Origin of the sequence: Paenibacillus sanguinis 2301083 = DSM 16941 (genome assembly GCF_000374825.1) — a bacterium.
GTDB lineage: Bacteria > Bacillota > Bacilli > Paenibacillales > Paenibacillaceae > Fontibacillus > Fontibacillus sanguinis.
This window is the reverse complement of the sequence record NZ_KB895378.1, coordinates 202,667-220,743: the sequence shown is the minus strand read 5'-3', so window position 1 is coordinate 220,743 and position 18,077 is coordinate 202,667. Positions and strand designations below refer to the sequence as shown.

The 18,077-nt window shown below is 50.3% G+C and carries 17 protein-coding genes; 9 read left to right on the top strand and 8 right to left on the bottom strand.

The genetic code is table 11. From position 1 onward, the window contains the following. Window positions 1–529 precede the first annotated feature (529 nt). From C557_RS0107060 to C557_RS0107050, 3 genes are read right to left on the bottom strand one after another with little or no spacing between them, the layout of a single operon-like run. Window positions 530–1,552, bottom strand: coding sequence for a FecCD family ABC transporter permease (locus tag C557_RS0107060; RefSeq protein ID WP_018751141.1), 1,023 nt, complete (start codon window positions 1,550–1,552; stop codon window positions 530–532). Next, window positions 1,549–2,577, bottom strand: a complete 1,029-nt coding sequence (locus tag C557_RS0107055; RefSeq protein WP_018751140.1) for a FecCD family ABC transporter permease — start codon at window positions 2,575–2,577, stop codon at window positions 1,549–1,551. Before C557_RS0107055 ends, C557_RS0107060 begins: the two co-directional genes overlap by 4 nt. A gap of 1 nt (window position 2,578) precedes the next feature. Next, entirely contained in the window at window positions 2,579–4,525 is a 1,947-nt protein-coding gene (locus C557_RS0107050) for an ABC transporter substrate-binding protein (protein WP_018751139.1), read from the bottom strand. 194 nt (window positions 4,526–4,719) lie between these two features. Here C557_RS0107050 and C557_RS0107045 point away from each other — a divergent pair, with 194 nt between their 5' ends. Further along, complete coding sequence (locus C557_RS0107045; protein WP_018751138.1) at window positions 4,720–4,935, top strand: hypothetical protein; 216 nt, start codon at window positions 4,720–4,722, stop codon at window positions 4,933–4,935. Window positions 4,936–5,014: 79 nt separating this feature from the next. Next, window positions 5,015–5,203: a hypothetical protein gene (locus tag C557_RS0107040; RefSeq protein WP_018751137.1), complete on the top strand. Its 189-nt coding sequence runs from the start codon at window positions 5,015–5,017 to the stop codon at window positions 5,201–5,203. A gap of 68 nt (window positions 5,204–5,271) precedes the next feature. On the opposite strand, the gene C557_RS0107035 is transcribed toward C557_RS0107040, so the two are convergent. Then, window positions 5,272–5,793, bottom strand: a complete 522-nt coding sequence (locus C557_RS0107035) for a ClbS/DfsB family four-helix bundle protein (RefSeq protein WP_018751136.1) — start codon at window positions 5,791–5,793, stop codon at window positions 5,272–5,274. Window positions 5,794–6,205: 412 nt separating this feature from the next. Here C557_RS0107035 and C557_RS23115 point away from each other — a divergent pair, with 412 nt between their 5' ends. The 5 genes from C557_RS23115 to C557_RS0107010 are packed head-to-tail and all read left to right on the top strand — an operon-like array spanning window position 6,206 to window position 11,052. After that, window positions 6,206–7,657 (top strand): serine hydrolase, encoded by a 1,452-nt coding sequence (locus C557_RS23115; protein WP_018751135.1) that lies wholly within the window; start codon window positions 6,206–6,208, stop codon window positions 7,655–7,657. A gap of 14 nt (window positions 7,658–7,671) precedes the next feature. Continuing rightward, window positions 7,672–8,787 (top strand): aminopeptidase, encoded by a 1,116-nt coding sequence (locus tag C557_RS0107025; protein WP_018751134.1) that lies wholly within the window; start codon window positions 7,672–7,674, stop codon window positions 8,785–8,787. 18 nt (window positions 8,788–8,805) lie between these two features. Further along, the gene (locus tag C557_RS24080; RefSeq protein WP_018751133.1) at window positions 8,806–9,363 is read left to right on the top strand and encodes a helix-turn-helix domain-containing protein; all 558 of its coding nucleotides are present in this window, start codon (window positions 8,806–8,808) and stop codon (window positions 9,361–9,363) included. A 5-nt stretch (window positions 9,364–9,368) separates the two neighbouring features. Then, window positions 9,369–9,995, top strand: coding sequence for a helix-turn-helix domain-containing protein (locus tag C557_RS0107015; protein ID WP_018751132.1), 627 nt, complete (start codon window positions 9,369–9,371; stop codon window positions 9,993–9,995). Continuing rightward, window positions 9,985–11,052 carry a mandelate racemase/muconate lactonizing enzyme family protein gene (locus C557_RS0107010; RefSeq protein WP_018751131.1) on the top strand — a complete coding sequence of 356 codons (1,068 nt, stop codon included), beginning with the start codon at window positions 9,985–9,987 and terminating at the stop codon, window positions 11,050–11,052. Before C557_RS0107015 ends, C557_RS0107010 begins: the two co-directional genes overlap by 11 nt. A gap of 158 nt (window positions 11,053–11,210) precedes the next feature. On the opposite strand, the gene C557_RS0107005 is transcribed toward C557_RS0107010, so the two are convergent. After that, window positions 11,211–11,390, bottom strand: coding sequence for a hypothetical protein (locus C557_RS0107005; RefSeq protein ID WP_018751130.1), 180 nt, complete (start codon window positions 11,388–11,390; stop codon window positions 11,211–11,213). Window positions 11,391–11,558: 168 nt separating this feature from the next. Here C557_RS0107005 and C557_RS25245 point away from each other — a divergent pair, with 168 nt between their 5' ends. Then, window positions 11,559–11,795 (top strand): hypothetical protein, encoded by a 237-nt coding sequence (locus C557_RS25245; RefSeq protein WP_018751129.1) that lies wholly within the window; start codon window positions 11,559–11,561, stop codon window positions 11,793–11,795. 329 nt (window positions 11,796–12,124) lie between these two features. Here C557_RS25245 and C557_RS24075 read toward each other — a convergent pair whose 3' ends face one another. From C557_RS24075 to C557_RS0106985, 3 genes are all read right to left on the bottom strand, one after another. Then, window positions 12,125–12,445 carry a hypothetical protein gene (locus C557_RS24075; RefSeq protein WP_154656173.1) on the bottom strand — a complete coding sequence of 107 codons (321 nt, stop codon included), beginning with the start codon at window positions 12,443–12,445 and terminating at the stop codon, window positions 12,125–12,127. A gap of 86 nt (window positions 12,446–12,531) precedes the next feature. Further along, on the bottom strand, window positions 12,532–14,310 hold the full coding sequence (locus C557_RS0106990) for an ABC transporter ATP-binding protein (RefSeq protein WP_018751128.1): 1,779 nt from the start codon (window positions 14,308–14,310) through the stop codon (window positions 12,532–12,534). Then, window positions 14,297–16,072: an ABC transporter ATP-binding protein gene (locus C557_RS0106985; RefSeq protein WP_026263352.1), complete on the bottom strand. Its 1,776-nt coding sequence runs from the start codon at window positions 16,070–16,072 to the stop codon at window positions 14,297–14,299. The genes C557_RS0106990 and C557_RS0106985 overlap by 14 nt, the downstream gene beginning before the upstream one ends. Before the next feature lie 402 nt (window positions 16,073–16,474). On the opposite strand from C557_RS0106985, the gene C557_RS23105 reads away from it, so the two are divergent. Beyond that, window positions 16,475–17,752 (top strand): DEAD/DEAH box helicase, encoded by a 1,278-nt coding sequence (locus C557_RS23105; RefSeq protein ID WP_051082426.1) that lies wholly within the window; start codon window positions 16,475–16,477, stop codon window positions 17,750–17,752. Window positions 17,753–18,077 lie beyond the last annotated feature (325 nt).

The window sequence follows — 18,077 nt, the reverse complement described above, 5'->3', positions numbered from 1 at the left end:
AGCGGCGGGCCTGGACTTCGCGCCTGCGCGTGTCAAAAACAAGCCCTCGGACTTATCGCCAAGTCCGAGGGCTCTTTGCCGCGGCTTGAATCTATAATCGAATCACCTCAGGCAACTGCTTAAAGTGGCTTGTGCGGTAAACAGGCTTCAAACGCAAACATTGTTCCAAGGTCAAACTCTGTTGTTCCACAGTCAGCAGAATAAAGTTAACTGGAATTTGTCATGTTAATTGGCCGATAATTGCCGAAAATAAGTGATTATATGGAATTCCTCCCTATAAAATCACTGATATCCCCGTTTTTAAGATGATATGGCTGAATTAACTGGAGGAATTACCTATAATTAGTGAAATATTAGGGAGATAGATGAATTAGAGTGAGAAATTCCCTATAAGCTTGGGGTCCTACCGCCACTACCGCCACTACTGCCACTAACATCACCACCATAACCACCATAACCACCATAACCACCATAACCACCATAACCACCATAACTACCATCACTACCATAACTACCATCACTACCATCACTACCGCTGCCGCCGGAACTCACGCCGCAGCAGGTAGAGGAAGTAAGGAGCGCCAATCAGAGCCGTGATGAGTCCGGCGGGGAACTCAATGGGCGGGGCTACAGAGCGGCCGAGAGTATCGGCCAATAGCAGCATAATGGAGCCTATCAGAGCGGCGACGGGAATGTAGATGCGATGGCCTCCCCGGACCATGCGCCGGGCCATATGGGGGCTGACCAGGCCAACGAAGCCGATCATGCCCACTACCGCGATGGAGCTGCTGGTTAGCAGCACGGCCAGGAAGAGATAGAAGAAGCGTACCAGCTCCACGCGCATGCCTAGCCCTTTGGACGAAATATCGCCCAGATGGAGAATGTCCAGATGAGTGCCCAGCGCCCAGGCCACAGGGATAAGCAGCAGCACGATAGGGCCAAGCTGCGATACCTGCGCCCACGTTTGCCCCCATAGTGAACCATTCAGCCACAGCAGCACCGTGTTGGTGTTCATCGAGGAATGGATAACCAGCAGCTGTACCAGCGTGCTTCCGCAAGCGCTGACCGCGACGCCCACCAGTCCGAGTCGGACAGGGTTCAGTCCGTTGCGATAGGCGAGGGCATACACCAGCATCGCCCCGAGGGCGCCCCCGGCAAAGGCCGCGATGGAGGACAGGCCATAGCTTTGCAGCTCCGGCTGCAAGCTGACCATCAGGAGCACGGCGCCGATTGCCGCCCCGGAAGAGATGCCCAGCGTATCCGGAGCAGCCAGCGGATTCAGCAGAATCGTCTGGGCAATCAGCCCGGATACGGCCAAGGCGCTGCCCACCAGCAAAGCCAGCAGGATGCGGGGCATGCGGTAATGGATGATGATATGCGTCAGGTCCGGGTCACCTTGACCCGCAAGGGCCTGCCATATATCGACTACAGATATGGGCACCGCACCAATACCTATATTAACTACGGCCAGCACGGCGGCAATGATCGCAAGCAGCAATATAACGGAGGTATTTCGAACCCGAATGCGAACCGCAACAGATATTTTGTTCATGTGGACCTCCTGCTCCGGCGGCGTGCCAGGTAAACGAAGTAGGGCGCCCCGATCAGGGCGGTGACAATCCCGACAGGCGTCTCGGCGGGAAAGCTCACGAACCGTGAGCCAATGTCGGCCGCGGTTAACAGAACACCGCCTGCAATAGCCGAAAAAGGGATCAATACCCGATAATTATTGCCCAGCAAATAACGGCTGATATGAGGAACGATCAGGCCCACAAATCCAATCGGCCCCGCTACCGCTACAGAGATACCCGCCAGCACAATGACGATGGCGCAGCCGCCGATTCGCAGCAGCGAGACCTTTTGCCCGAGTCCCCGCGCAATTTCATCTCCCAGGTTCATCAAGGACAAAGAACGGCTAATGAGTACCGCACCTAACAAGCCACCCAGACTGAACAGCGCGAGCAGCGTTACCTGCTCCCACTTGATTCCAGCCGCTGATCCGGCCAGCCAGAACAGGATGCGGGAAGAAGATTCTTCATTGAAAATAAGCAATCCCTGCGTAAAGGAAGATAACACCGCCTGAATCACAATGCCGACGAGCGCCATGCGCAATTCCATCTGGCCACCTCGCGTGGCTGCGCTCATGGACAGAACAAGCAGTACAGCGAGAAGTCCCCCGGCAAAGCTGGCTCCGGCCAGCAGCCAGCCGCCCACACCGGGGAAGACAACTATGCTAAGGACCACTGCAAAGGAAGCCCCGGCATTCAGCCCGAACAGGCTGGGAGAAGCGAGCGGGTTGCGAGTTAGGGCCTGCATGATGCAGCCTGCTACTGCCAGATTGGCCCCGATCAGTATGATGGCGACGGCACGCGGCAGGCGCAGCAGATGGAGAATCAGATGATCTTTGTTTGTCATCGAATAATCAAATGCATATTCACGAAGAAGAGAAAGGCCGTACCCCGTAGGGCCGACCAGTAGCGACACAAAAAAGAGCAGCAGCAACACCATAAGACCAAGCAGGCTATATCCCAGGAACCTGGAGCGGCCTGATATAGTATTTTTGAACAAGGCTATCATCTTAGAAGTGATCAGGCGCTTCGGCAATCACCTTGTCCAAGGCAGGGATACTGCGTTGTCTGGACCAGGTGGCCAGTTCGACCTCATGCGCCCGTCCGTTCTGAACAGCACGAAGCTGGTTCCATAGCGGATTGCTCGCTTGTGCCGGCAAAATGGATTCATCATCTTCGTTAATCAGAATAAGCAGGACATCCGGATCCATCGTCAGCAGTTGCTCAATGGTCATCAACTCGTTGTGTTCCTTCTCATTGCTGAGCGCGTAGTTCAGGCCTACGCTCTTGAGAAAAGAACCATGGAATGAAGAGTCGGTGCGTACCTGGAAGGTGTTCCCGTCATCCTCTTGAGGGGCAACGATTAGCACGCTTTGGTCCAGATTGATGGCTTGTGCCAAGGCTTCAACCTTCTCCTTATGGCTAGCAAGCAAAGCGGCAGCTTCCTCTGATTTGTCCAGGGCATCACCAATGGCTTGGGTGGCCAGGATAGCTTGTTCATAGTTGCCTCCATCATTTTTGTATGCGATGGTAGGCGCAATTTCGCTCAGCTGGCCGTATACCTCCGCATGACGGCCTGTGTCGGCGATAATCAGATCCGGCTTCAAGGTGCGAATGATCTCCAGATTTGGCTCGGACCGGGTGCCGACGGATGTATAGCCTTCGATATAGGCCAAAGTGTCCTGCGGGAAACGCTCGGGTTTATTATCATCGGCTACCCCTACAGGCTTGATCTCCAGTGAAGCAAGGACCTGGGTGAAGCCTTGCTCCAGCGTAATGATACGTTGCGGGATGCCCTCGATCCGTGTTTCCCCCAAATCATGGGTAATCGTGCGGGCCTCACTGGTTGCTAGAGTATCTTCTGGCCCGGCCGCTTCTTTGACGACAGGTGAAGGTGCGGCATTGTTGACGCTATTCGTCGGTGCGGAACAGGCGCTGAGCAGCAAAAAGGTGCTAACGAGCAGCATCATGACTTTATAGCGTGTGACCATGTAGTGATTCATGTTGGACTTACCCCCTAAATGGTATTGATTATTATTATCAATATAATCATGGGGTTGTTCGTCAACAATGGGATATTCGGAACCGGAAGATGGCATTTTCGGACATGTCGCAAGAATGGAGTGTTGATTGCGATAAGCCAGGGGAGAGAATCCACTGTATTTCTTGAACATTCGGCTAAAGGAATAGCTGTCCGAATATCCCACTCCGGCAGCGATATCCTGCAAATTCAGCTTTGTCCTGCGCAGCAGCTTGCCTGCTTCGTTCATTCGGACGTGCATCAAATAATCCGAGGGGGTTAATCCGATGCCGCTTTGGCGAAAAACTCTTGAGAGATGGCGGGTTGAGCAATGAAGGTCGGCCGCCATCGACTCGATCGTAATAGGCTCGGCATAACGTTCATGAATGTAACGGAGAGCCTGGGAGGTCAAATCTATGCCCGGCTCGTCGTTTTTACCCTGAACATGAAGTTGCCCGAGCAGTTCGTGAACCAGTTGCAGAAACAGAGCTTGAACGCGTATTTTGTGCAAAGGGCTGCCATCTGCCCATGCCTCTCGAATTTGCTCCAACCACTGATGAATCAACACGGGATGATCCACGACCGTTATATAAGGCTGCTGAAGCGGATTGCGCCGTTCCAGCAGACGTTGGATACCCTTCGGATCGGCCAGCGTATAGACCGGCTTGTAGAGCATAAGTTGATACTCCAACGCAGCTTCCAGCGGGGCGAGGCTGATGCTCATCCCTTTGCAGGCATGAATGATGTGAAAAGGGCCCACTCTATGCTCCTGCTCGTCCATGCGCAATCTTGCTTCCCCTTGAAGGATGGCGATAAAGGCATTGGCCGGCATGCGAAATATCTTAGGCTGCTCGTGGCCGCCGCTCGCCACATGGCGGATATCCAGCATGCGAAATGCGGATTGCTGCCACATGCGAATATGCTCCTCAATATTCATGATTTCCTCCCAAATCTCTCTATTTAATCGCCCTATCACGCGGGTGTTTAATTTAAATTTAAGTATATACTAATGAAAATTATTCTCAATTACAAGAGTGGATAATAGATATAGCTAGAGGAGATGACGAAGGAAATACAGGAACATTTGTCGAAATATGGATAGACATATAATTTGGAAGGATGACTAAATTCATGGCAAGAACTTATAAGTCGAAAGGCAAACAACTGGCTTACATGTTAAAAGGTTTGTTCCTGATTGCCGGTCTGGCAGTGTACTTCCTGTTTCCGAGCTTGAACTGGGGATATTTTACCCCCATACTCCTGGGGTCTTTTATAGTGGCAGATCTTATTGGGACCCTCTGTACAAACAGCCAAGAGACGTCGCAAAAAGATACAAAAACCAAATAGCAATATATCGAGCTAGCATCATATTAATTGCGGTTCATGTTGCAGGATGTACCAAACAAAGAATTGCAGGTGATTTTTCATGAAACAACGGATAAAAAAATGGATTGTATCCATCCTTGTGTTTTGGGGTTTGCTGCAAATCTTCTCCGCCATTCTGAGTTACTTAAGCATACCCTATCCTTATGCACTCATTGGGATATTATTAATGATTCTGTTGTCCCTGGTATTCACATCGCTTCTTGTTAACGAGCGAAACAATGATGATTAATACATACCACAAGGCGCAGACCTTCAGCGCTCACGGAGCCAGTCCCAGAGCACTCAGCTCCCAAACCGCTATAGACTGTAGCGATGCTTCTTCCACTTTCTGATCTTGGCCCGGAACGTCTTGAACGGCGCCGCCGAGTTAATGTGAATCCAGCGAGCGACCGGCCAATTAGCCTTGCTGCCTGTCCATTTGCGGTGGCCCTGGGTGAATAACTCCTCTTCACTGAATGTGTCAATCCACTGCTGCCAACGCTGCTCCAATTGCTGGAATTGGAGCAGCAGCTCGGGCAACGACAAGTTGGCGTATTGATCATAGAACGATTGATACATTCCACCAAGCTGATTCCACTTGTAACCGGGAGCGGGCATACTTACCTCCTTGCCCTTACATTCATCCTCATCCCAGCCCATCACCAAATGCATCCAACCTAGCTGATAGGCAATCATTTCTGCAGGAGTCCGATCTACCTCGGTAATTCGTACATCCTTATCTTCGGGCTTCACATCATCAAATTCCCCGGCAAATAGCAAGTACAGAGCATGAATAGTCTCCATGAGTTCCTGCTTCGATTTGTATTCAAAGCTTGCCACATCCGTTCACTCCTTTTTTTCGTAAGTTTACCATAGACCTGTGACAACAGGATGTCCAGTTTAGCAGGATAGTTCAAAAGTAAAAACAGTAAATGTTACTGTATAAATAAAAAACCTTACATTTATATTTACAATTAAATTTATTGTTATAAAATGAAAGTAATGATATAAGTCGAACCAAAGAAAAGGTATAACAAGCAAGCGAGAAAAATGATGCTGAAGAAGCTCAGAGCTTTCTGCACGAAAGCTGGACCCTTAAGCAGATGCTGGTTCGCCTTTAAGAATGGATTTCTACCTTATAAGATTTATTAAATAAGGAAAATCCATGCGAGGCAGCCATCGTCAGAACATTTTCTCGTCTGCTTCTCAGTCTTGGATCGTAAGTTCAACTTATATGGATAGGAGGGCTCATATGAGCAAGAACATGTTGAAGGGGCTTGGGGAAACGATTCAGACGGCCATGACCGAGATGAACGTGCCAGGGGCTCAGGTAGCGATTGTTAAAAATGGCGAGGTTATTTATTCGGAGGCGTTTGGCTATGCGAATCTGCAGAGAGAAATTTCGTTAACCCCAGGGCATATGCTGCCCATCGGTTCCTCCAGCAAATCCTTTACGGCAACGGCGATAGCCATGCTGGTTCAGGAAGGCAAGCTTGATTTGGATATGCCGATGCGCACCTACTTGCCGGAATTTGAGCTAGCCGATCCTGTGGCAACACTGCAAGCGACACCAAGGGATTTATTATGTCATCGAACGGGGCTGCCTCGTCACGAGATGTTATGGTTCAACAGGAATGACTTGGACCGCAAGGACTTGGCGGAGAATCTGATCCGTCATTTACCAGCCAATGCTCCTTTCCGCAGCCGTTGGCAATACCAGAATTCCATGTATTCCGTGCTGGGCCATCTGATTGAGAAGGTGAGCGGACTTCCATGGGAGACATTTGTTGAAGAGCGAATTTTTGCCCCGTTAGGCATTCAGGAGTACAGCTTCCGTATTCCCTATCCGGATGAGAGCGGCAAATACGCCAGCTTGTACACCCCGGATGAGAAGGGCGTCAATCAGGAAAATGTTCCTCTGATCATTGATGCCATGGGTCCTGCGGGCTCCATTAACCTGCCTGCCGAAGAGCTGGCCAAATGGCTGGTCTTCAACCTGAACAGCGGACAAGCTGGCGGCAAGGCCTTGCTCGATGCAACATTGCTCAAGGAGCTCCATACGCCGAACATTCCTTATCAGCTCCTTCCCTTTGAGCTTCCCGAACGGGTCAACGCCGGCTATGCCCTGGGCTGGATGGTGGATTATTTCCGGGGACATAAACTGGTTGATCATGGGGGGAACGTGAACGGGGGCTCTGCACTGATCTCTCTGCTGCCAGATCAGGAGATTGGCTGCGCCATCCTGACCAATGCCAACGGCAATTTGTTTGGCACGGCCTTATCCATGGAGATCTATGACCGCTGTCTAGGCGTGGACGACGGAAAGAACTGGTTTCACTTTTATCAGGAGGGCATGAACTCCCTGTTAACTGCAATGAAGGGAACGCAGACGGACATCTATGACACCAAGCTAGAGAACAAGCCATATAGCCATGCACTTGATGAATATGTAGGCGAGTACAAACACCCTGCTTATGGCACGATCCGAATCATGCTGCAGGACGAGGGTCTGCATATGCAGTTTAACAATAACCATATGGAACTGAAGCATCTGCATTACGATATCTTTATCTTTGAGCTATTTGGGGATACCTACCCGGCATCCTTCGCCACCGCAGTGGACGGAAGCATCGCCTCGGTGAGCATTCCGCTTGAGCCCACCATAGATCCACTTGTATTTGTCAAAAATAATCAATCAGCATGAAGGGATGATGGAGTATGGACGAGAGAGTGAAGAAGCTGGCTGCTAATTTGGTGAATTACTCCTGCGGAGTGAAGGAGAATGACAAGGTATTGGCACACCACATGGGTGAGAGCACGGAAGAACTGGCCCGTGCTGTCATCAAAGAGGTGTATCGCGCCAAAGCGATTCCGATCAGTCATCACACCAGCCCCCGTATTCAAAGAGAGCTGCTGATGCACGCTACAGAGGAACAGATCCAGCTCATGGCCAAGATTGATTCTTTGGAAATGTCGAGTGTTGATTGTTATATTGCTATTCGCGGCTCCGAAAATTTCTATGAAATGGCCGATGTTCCTTTGGAGAAGCTCAGCATGTATGAGACCCATTATGTCTATCCCGTACATCTGGGCATTCGCGTGCCAAATACGCGATGGGTGGCCTTGAGATATCCGAATGGTTATATGGCCCAACTGGCAACCACCAGCACCGAGGCGTTCGAGGATTTCTTCTATGATGTGTGTTGTCTGGATTATTCAAAGATGAGAGAAGCGATGAAGCCGCTTGTTGAACTCATGGAACGTACAGATCGCGTACGGCTCACGGGACCGGGGACGGACTTAAGCTTCTCGATTAAGGATATTCCGGTTATCCCGTGCTCGGGAGAGATGAACATTCCCGATGGCGAAGTGTTCACCGCGCCGGTCAGGGATTCGGTGAACGGGAAGATCACTTACAATACACCTTCCTTGTACCAAGGCTTTACTTACGAGCATGTGTGCCTGGAATTCAAGGACGGCAAGATTATTTCCGCTACAGCTAACGATACGGAGAAGATCAATCAAGTGTTCGATACGGACGATGGAGCCAGATATGTTGGTGAATTTGCTATTGGCGTAAATCCGTATATTTTGGAGCCGATGCGCGATACGTTGTTTGACGAGAAAATTGCCGGTTCGTTCCACTTTACACCAGGCAAATGCTATGACGGGGCCCCAAATGGCAATCAGTCGGCGATTCATTGGGACCTGGTCAATATTCAGCGCAAGGAATATGGCGGCGGAGAGATTTATTTCGATGATGTGTTGATTCGCAAGGATGGAATATTTGTACTTCCGGAGCTGCAAGGGCTGAACCCGGACAATCTCAAATAAACGGTAAAGGACGAGCTTATGCTAGGAGATATTTTACGAGATGCAAGGAAGGCCAAACGGTTCACCCTGGCGGAGCTGGCGCAGCGTATTGGGGTGACTACGGGGTATTTATCCAATTTGGAGAACAACCGGCAGGAGCCGTCGTTAGCTGTGTTGCGGGAGCTGGCGGAGAAGCTGGAGCTTCCGGCGACTCTCCTGTTTGCGGAAGAGTCTGACGAGGAGGTGACCGTGCTTCGCAAATCTGAACGGGGCGGGATTCAGTTCCAGAATCTGCCCGGAACCTGTGAAGTGCTGACCCCGCTGGCCTGGCGAAGCCCTCATCCGCCGGAGATTGAGGTGCTACGGCTGGAAGTGCCTCCGCAGGAGCGAATCTCCTCGGAGGATTTATCTACGGACTCTGATGAAGGCATCTATGTCGTTGCGGGACAGCTTGAATACCGGTTCGGGAACGATAGCGTGCTCATTCCTCAAGGGGGCAGCATTTTCATCCCCCGCAAGACCGGGCATTACTTGCTCAATCCCGGTGACCGTCCGGCAACGATTCTGTGGGTTGTCAAATCCACGATAGGAGGTTGAGTCGAATGGGACAGGAGAGTTCATTCAAGCTGAACGGGGAGAAAATCCGTGAGCTTAGAAGGGCGCGGGCATGGTCTTCAACGGTCTTGGCCGAATACATCGAGGTGACGCCTGCTTATATTTCGCAGCTTGAACGCAACCTGGTGGAGCCGTCTTTGTCCGTTCTCCGCAAGCTGGCCAAGGCTCTGAATGTAGAGCTGTTGGCGTTGTTGGAATACGGCGCTCCCGAAGGTGTGTTTATCAGCACAGGAGAGCAGGAGGAAGAGCGGACCTTTCCACAGGCGCATGCCAAATACCAGCTTAGAACACCTGCCATGCTGAAGACGGGGGAGAAGCCGGATATGTCATTCATGGTCGTCAAGATTGAGGCTGGCAAAACGGATTACGATGAGATGGTGTCCCATGAATTTGTGGAGTTTTGTTATGTGCTGGAGGGCTGCATTGAATATCGGACCCGTCAACGGACCTATCGGCTGGAAGAAGGAGATAGGATCTATATCCAGAAAAATGTGTCCCATCTGCTGTATAATCCGGGTCCGAAGGAAGCCAAGCTATTTGGCGTATTAGGCAGCCTTCATCCTCATTGGCAGCAGCAGGACGACGATGGGACGGAGGGGCGAGATGATCATTAAGGAGATTTCGGCCAAGAAGCTAAGTCTGGAGCTGCGTGAGCCGGTACGTATTGCCATCGGCTCCCTGCATTATTGCGAGACGGTTCTCGTCAAGGTCGAGACGGATGAGGGAATCATCGGATATGGTGAAGGCTCGGGGGCGACCTTTGTCACCGGAGAATCGGCGGATACGATTCTGCATGCTGTACAATTGCTCAAGGAGCAGCTTGTTGGGTGTGACCCGTATGCGATTGATTCCATTCACAGCATCATGGACCGGACGCTTGTTCATAACGGTGCGGCCAAGGCGGCTATTGATATCGCGCTGTACGATATTATGAGCCAATATGCCAAGCTGCCGCTATATCGCTTTTTGGGCGGGGTGGTTAACCGGATGGAGACGGACAAGACCATCGGCATTGCCGATCCGTCTCAGATGGCTCAGGAGGCCTTGTCTCTGGTGGAGCAAGGCTTCCGCCAGATTAAAGTGAAGGCCGGGCTGAATCCTGACGATGACATGGAAGCAATCAGGCGGATTCGGGAAGCCGTAGGCGGAGCCATCCGCTTGAAGGTAGATGCCAATCAGGGCTGGTCGGTAGGCGATGCGCTCCGTGTCATCCGGGATTATGCGGAACACGGCGTAGAAGCGGTCGAGCAACCTGTACCTTATTGGGATGTGGATGGACTGAGTTATATCCGGTCCAAATCCCCGCTTCAGATTATGGCCGATGAGAGTTGCTTTACACCGCAGGATGCGATGAACCTGATCAAGAAGGAGGCTGTAGACTTAATTAACATCAAGCTGATGAAATGCGGGGGCTTGTACAAAGCGTTGCAAATCAATGCGATCGCTGAAGCAGCCGGTCTCTCCTGCATGCTTGGCTGCATGGTCGAGAGCAGGCTGGGCATTTCTGCGGGTGCGGCTCTGGTCATGTCCCGGCAGAACTTTAAGTACGGCGATCTGGACAGCTTTATACACTTCGCCGAGCATGAAGCGATCAGAGGCGGCATCTCCTTTGAGACCCCATATATGACCTTGCCGGAGCAACCTGGCTTGGGTGTTGAGGTCAGCTTCTAATTGAAGATAAACCTCGCGAGTCCAGTACGGACTGAAAGCCAGGGCTAAAAAGGATAGAGGCAGGTATCGCTGACTTGGGCTTCAATGTTGCACACATTCGGCTCAACCCGCTATACCTGCACTCCGGCTACCACTTTCCAGCATCTACAGGAAAATGATCAGCCTTTTTCGATCAGTTCAAGCTTCTCCAAAATTCTCACCGTTGTAATGGCAGATAAACGGACGGCCAGTTCCACGCTGGCTTTAGAAATGTTTTCGCTTTCCAGCGCGTCGTGGTTGATCAGGTGCAGCTCTTCCATAACCTCGTCCACGAGCTTATGTACGATCGCCTTTTCCATAATTACACCCCCCATTCTTCTTGTTGTCATGGTTCTTCTTTAAATATCGACCAAGATATGCATTTTTCTTTGGGTATTCAACGAATCTACTCAAAATCCACACACATCTCGCAGGAGAAAGCCCATTCGAGGGACAGGCGATAATTATAGAAGGAAGTGAAAGGGGAAGTGGAAGTAGAAGTAGAGGTAGAAGCAGAATCAGAGGTAGAGGTAGAAGTAGAGGTAGAAGTAGAAGCGGAAGTAGAAGTAGAAGTAGAAGTAGAAGTAGAAGTAGAAGCGGAAGTAGAAGTAGAGGTAGAAGTAGAAGTAGAAGTAGAAGTGGAAGTAGAAGTAGAGGTAGAAGTAGAAGTGGAGGTAGAAGTAGAAGTAGAAGTAGAAGTAGAAGTGGAAGTGGAAGGGAAGTAGAAGTGGAGGTAGAAGTAGAAGTGGAGAAGATTAGTTTAACTAGTTTGAAGTGCCAGGGGCGCTGGAGTAGAGTAATAGGCTGGCCTGTTTGGCAGGTGGCACGTGGTTGGAGTTACAGACAGGTTTATTGAAAGTGTTAAAGAGCTTTGGTTGCCAACCGAAAATATATAGGGAATTTCTCCCTCTAAATTTGATTAATCCATCCATATTTTAAGATTATATGGAAATCCTCCAGTTAATTAGGTCGAACAGTGGCTATAATGGCGAATTCGTCGTTTTTATAGGGAGAAATTCCAGCTAATTGATCATTTTCCTCCATTTCAGGCTAATCAACAGGAGTTTTTCCATATAAACTGGCTTGGAGGGGCAATTAAACTCATAATCCAGAGGGGCCATCGCAACCCAACCCCGGCCAACCCAACCCCGGCCAACCCAACCCCGGCCAACCCAACCCCGGCCAGTCCAACCCCGGCCAGTCCAACCCTGGCCAGCCCAACCCTGGCCAGCCCCGCCCCGCCCGGGCCATCGCAGTCCAACCCCGGCCAGCCCAACCCTGGCCAGTCCAGCCCGACCATCTCACCCCCGCCCGCACACACAAAAGAAACCATCAATTCACTTTTTATAGTAAATTGATGGCTTCTAATACTCACGTTTTACCTTGTATTCTACTCGCTTAATGCACTTCAACTTGTGCGCTCTACCCGGCGGCCTTCTGCTGCCGCCTTATCGACTTCCTTTACACGACTTCCATCTTTTGCGCCGTATACAGCCGATAGTACAGTCCACGCTTTGCGATCAGTTCGTCATGGGAGCCGGATTCGGCGATTCCCTTGTTAGAGACGTACATAATGCGATCGCAATTCTTGACCGTAGACAAGCGGTGGGCAATGATGAACGAGGTTCTGCCCTTAAGCAGCTCGTTCAGGCCTTGTTGGAGCAAGCGTTCTGTCTTGGCATCGATGGACGAGGTAGCTTCGTCCAGAATCAGGATGCGTGGATCGGCCAGCAAGGTGCGAGCGAACGAGATCAATTGGCGTTGCCCTTGCGACAGCTTGGAGCCGCGCTCGTTCACCTCCGTGTAATAGCCTTGCTCAAATTCACGAATGAACTCGTCAGCACATACGGTTTTGGCTGCGGCAATCACTTCTTCCTCTGTAGCATCCAGTCGTCCATACCGGATATTATCCATAATGGTCCCGGAGAAGATGAAGCTGTCTTGCAGCATGATGCCCATCTGACTGCGCAGCGATTTTAGCGTGACCTGCGAAATGTCATGACCATCAATCAAAATCTGTCCGCCTGTCAGGTTATAGAACCGTGAGATCAGGTTAACCACTGTAGTTTTACCTGCTCCTGTCGGTCCGACGAGAGCAATGCTCTCCCCGGCCTTCACGTCAAAGCTTAAGTCCTCCAGAATATTCATACCCGGATCATAAGCAAAAGTCACATGGTTAAACTTGACGTTGCCCTGAACCGCAGGCAGCGGCTTGGCATTGGGCACGTCGCTGACCGTTACCGGCTCATCCAGCGTTTCAAAGATACGCTCCAGATAAGCTACAGCGTTAATGAAGCTGTTGTACAAGTTCGACAAGTTCAGGATCGGCTGCCAGAAACGGGCTGCGTAACTGCTCATCGCCAGGATGACCCCGAAGGTAACCTCGCCTGGACCCAGGGCCAGCAAGCCGATCAAATAGATCAGAGCCGTTACAATCGTTGCCAGATTGTCGACGGAGAAGGGAATCAGGGCATTATAACGCAAGGCCCGCATCCACTCTGTACGGAAGTTCCCGGCAAGCCGAGTGAAGATCCCTGCATTATGCTGTTCCCGGGTAAAGATTTGGGTTACGCCAATCCCGCTGATGCTTTCCTGCAAATAGGCATTCAGGTTGGAGCTCTTGTTGGAGACCGCTTGCCAGGCCCGACGCTGCCGGGTTTTGATCATCAGCATGATGCCGAGGAACACTGGCAAGCCAGCTAGCGTAATCAGTGACAGTCTTACATCCACGGCAAACATGAATGCGGCAATGAAGATCAAGTTAATAATCTCCAAAATAAAGTTAATGATCCCATTGGACAGAACATCCGATACCGAATTGACATAGTTGACGACGCGAATCAGGATTTTCCCCTGCGGGCGATCATCATAGTATTTGAAAGGAAGCTCTTGCAAGTGCTTGAATAAATCGGTACGTATTTCAAAAATAATATCCTGCCCCACCCGCGTCATGATGCGCGAGCGAATCGTGGCGAATACCACGCTGACCACAATCGTCAGCAAGGTCAGCAGCGACCAGCCGATGAGAGCAGGAAAGTCCTTCTCCGGAATGGTCACGTCAACCACATGCTGCAAAATAAGCGGTGCCGATAAGGCGATCGCAGCCGAGAGAGCACTCAGAATGAAGGCGATCAGCATCGGCTTTTTCTGCTTGCGAATGTAGACCATCGCCCGCCGGAAATGACGAATATCAAAGGGCGATTCCAAATTCTCGTCCACATCAAACTTATTTCTGGCCATGAGCGCTCACCTGCCTTCCGATGCCTTCATTTTGAAGCATAAATACATCATAATAATAACCCCGCTTGGCGAGTAGTTCGGCATGCGTTCCCTCTTCAATAATTCGGCCGTTATCGAGAATCAGAATACGGTCGGCCTCGGCTGTTGTTGATACCCGCTGGGCGATGATAATCTTCGTACAGCCGTAGTGCAGCTCACGCAAGCTTTTTTGAATGTGCTCTTCTGTCTCCAGGTCGACTGCGGACGTAGTGTCGTCCAGGATCAAGATGGGGCGCTGAACAGCCAAGGCCCGGGCAAGCGCAATCCGCTGCTTCTGTCCGCCGGACAAGCCAACGCCTCGTTCCCCGACAATGGTATCGTAGCCTTCCGGCATCTTGGTAATGAAGCTGTGGGCCGCAGCAAGCTGGGCGTATTCTACCGTTTGCTCTTCCGGCAGTTCGGGATCGCCAAAGGCAATATTGCCATCAATCGTTTCGGAGAACAGGAGTACGTCTTGAGTGGCTATGCCGATGTTGCTGCGGAGTTCATCAAGCTCCAGCTTGCGTACATCGACTCCATCCACGCGTACCTCTCCTGCGGACACGTCATAAAATCGGGAAATCAGGTTAACAAGCGATGTTTTGCCGGAGCCTGTAGAACCCATGATGGCAATGGTTTCTCCAGGTTCGATGGTAAAGCTAATATCGTGAAGCACTTCTTTACCATCATATTTAAAGCTGACCCGATCGAACTCAATGCGGCCTTCGTAGCGGCGCATCTCCGCAGGCTTGTGCTCGTTGACGATATTAGGTTTGGCATAGTAAATTTCCACGATTTTGTTCAAGCTGGCGAAGAACCGCTGAATATCGTTGATAATAATACCAATGTTGCGCACCGGGTTGGATACGGCCCAGATCAGCGCCGAGAACGCGGAGAATTCCCCGAAGGTAATTCGGCCGTTCATAACAAAGTAGCCGCCGACCAGCATCAGAATGACGTTAAAGGCCTGGGCCGCTGTTTCCAGATAAGGAAAGTAGTCCAGCCATACCAGAGCTGCCTTCTTGTTTGCCTGGGAGTAGTTGACGTTCTTTTCCGTGAATTTCTCAATTTCAAACTCCTCGCGAGCGAAAGCCTTGACCACACGATTCCCGGAAATGTTCTCCTGGGTGGTTGTGTTGAGCTGGGATAACCGCTCCCGCAGGTCTACGTACATGGGACGTACGCGTTTGGCAAAGATGTTGGCCACCACAAAGATGGGTGGAGATAGGACCAGCAACCACAGGGTCAATACTGTATCAATCGTGAAAAAGTAGATCACGGCGGCTGCAAAAATCGTCAGCGATTCGATGATCGTTTTGATGATCCAGGACATGGAATGTCGTACCATATCCAGATCCCCGGTCATTTTCGTCATGAGATCCCCTGTACGATTGTGGTCGTAGTAATGCATATCCTGTCCTTGAATTTTGTTGTACAGGTACACCCGAACATCATAAAGCATGTTCTGTGAGGCGCGTTCATATTGCATGGTCGTAATATAGGCCAGACCTGTACGCAGCAGGGAGAAGCCGATGATCCCCAAGCAGAGCATAATAAGCAGCCCTCGCTGCTGCGTTAAATTCTGTACTGCATTGTCGCCAGTTATAAACGTGTCGACGATGCGTTGGCCAATGTACGGATTAATGATCATGAGCGAGCTGCCCACCACGGAAAGGATCATGGCCACAATATATCGTGTCCGGTTCCCCTCCAAATTCTGCCATAGCCATTTGAGTTCGAACATTTCATCACCTAGTTTCTGTTTGTTCTTGCGTTCGAGCTGCAAAAAAGGGTTTCCATTTCGCAAATCATGGTGATTATACCATAACCGTCAGCAGGTAAAACCCGTGTATTCCAGCCTATAATCACGTAGTTTTTCATTTTCTCAACGGGATCGGTCCTTTACTTTCATTTCGTTATATTATTTAGAATATGAGGCGTTTATCACCTATTTTTATCACCCTGATCAAAAAAACAATGGGTGTTTGCCCGCTACCCGGCCCCATGGTATAGTGAAATGATGCATTTCATACGTCAAGTGAATTCAAGATTCGATGTCGAATCTACTCCTTGAACAGCTTCATTCTGGGAGGACGACTTTTTGAACTACCTCTTCAAAAATAATAAATCAAGGCAAGGAGCCCATATGCTATTTAAAGAATTAAATTTGATTCCACCCATCCTCAAGGCGCTGGAGCGCGAGCAGTATACCAGCCCGACTCCTATTCAGGAGCAGGCGATACCGCCTATTCTAAACGGTCGGGACTTGCTGGGTTGCGCACAGACCGGGACAGGGAAGACCGCCGCTTTTGCTATCCCTACCTTGCAACTATTAAATGAAGACCAAGCTCCCCGAGCTGCCCGTCGTAAAATACGGGCGCTTGTGGTTACCCCTACCCGGGAATTGGCTTTGCAAATTTTTGAGAACTTCAACAGCTATGGTCGATTTCTGGAGCTGCGCTCGGCAGTTATCTTTGGTGGGGTGTCTCAAAGACCCCAGGAGGTCGCACTGCATAAGGGCGTCGATATTCTGGTCGCCACACCGGGGCGGTTGAACGATCTTATTCAGCAGAAGCTGGTGGATTTGAAGGATTTGAAGCTGCTTGTGCTGGATGAGGCAGACCGTATGCTTGATATGGGATTTATTCATGATGTCAAGAAGATCATTGCCAAGACGCCACCCAAGAAGCAGACCTTGTTCTTCTCGGCGACGATGCCCGAGGCGATTGCCAAGCTGGCCAATTCCCTGTTGATCAACCCTGTAAAAGTAGCGATTACCCCGGTATCCTCCACAGTAGAGACGATTCAGCAGTATTTATATTTTGTAGATAAGACCAACAAGCGGGACCTGTTGCTTCATATATTAAAGGATGCTTCCATTTCGTCGTCGATTGTATTTACGCGAACCAAGCATGGTGCGGACCGACTGGTACGCTATTTGAACAGAGCTAACATTAGCGCGCAGGCGATTCATGGCGACAAGTCGCAAAATGCTCGTCAGCAAGCGTTGGCTAATTTCAAAAATAGAACCCTGCGGATTCTCGTAGCTACCGATATTGCCGCCCGCGGGATCGATATTGATGAGCTGACCCATGTTATTAATTACGAGTTGCCTAATATTCCGGAGACCTATGTTCACCGCATCGGTAGAACGGGCCGGGCTGGTCATAGCGGAGTAGCGATTTCACTCTGTGATTATGAGGAGCAGGAATATTTCAAGTCGATTGAGAAGCTGATCGGCAAGCGCATTAAGATCGTGAAGGATCACCCGTACCCGATGCAGCAAACGGCCCCAACGCCCAAAACAGCAGAACCGCCACGCAAGCCCTCATCCAGGAAGTCAGGGCCTCCAGCTGCCTCTCGAACGCCGAGAAGGGACCCGGACAAGGAGCGGGCGGCCGTTTATAAGGGCAACAAGCATTAATCCACCCAAAAACAGATTGAACGAAGAATGATAATGTCAGAGCGAGCTCTGCATTGTCATTCTTTTTTTTGAATATTTATACCATAAATTAGGAGATAAGCAAGCTTTGTTTACATGTATTTAACAGTGTGAACAACAACCCGCACAGAGATCAGCAAAGGTTAATATTGCTTATTTTGTAAGCGTTCAAACTATTGACTCATCCGTAATTGTGAGGGAATCCATTGGTGAAGGAAATAACCCATAAAATGGATTGAAGTGACGAAAACAAGGAATACAGGAATTATCAAGCGGGTCTCTGTAGAGTAGAGAACCCAACAGTGAC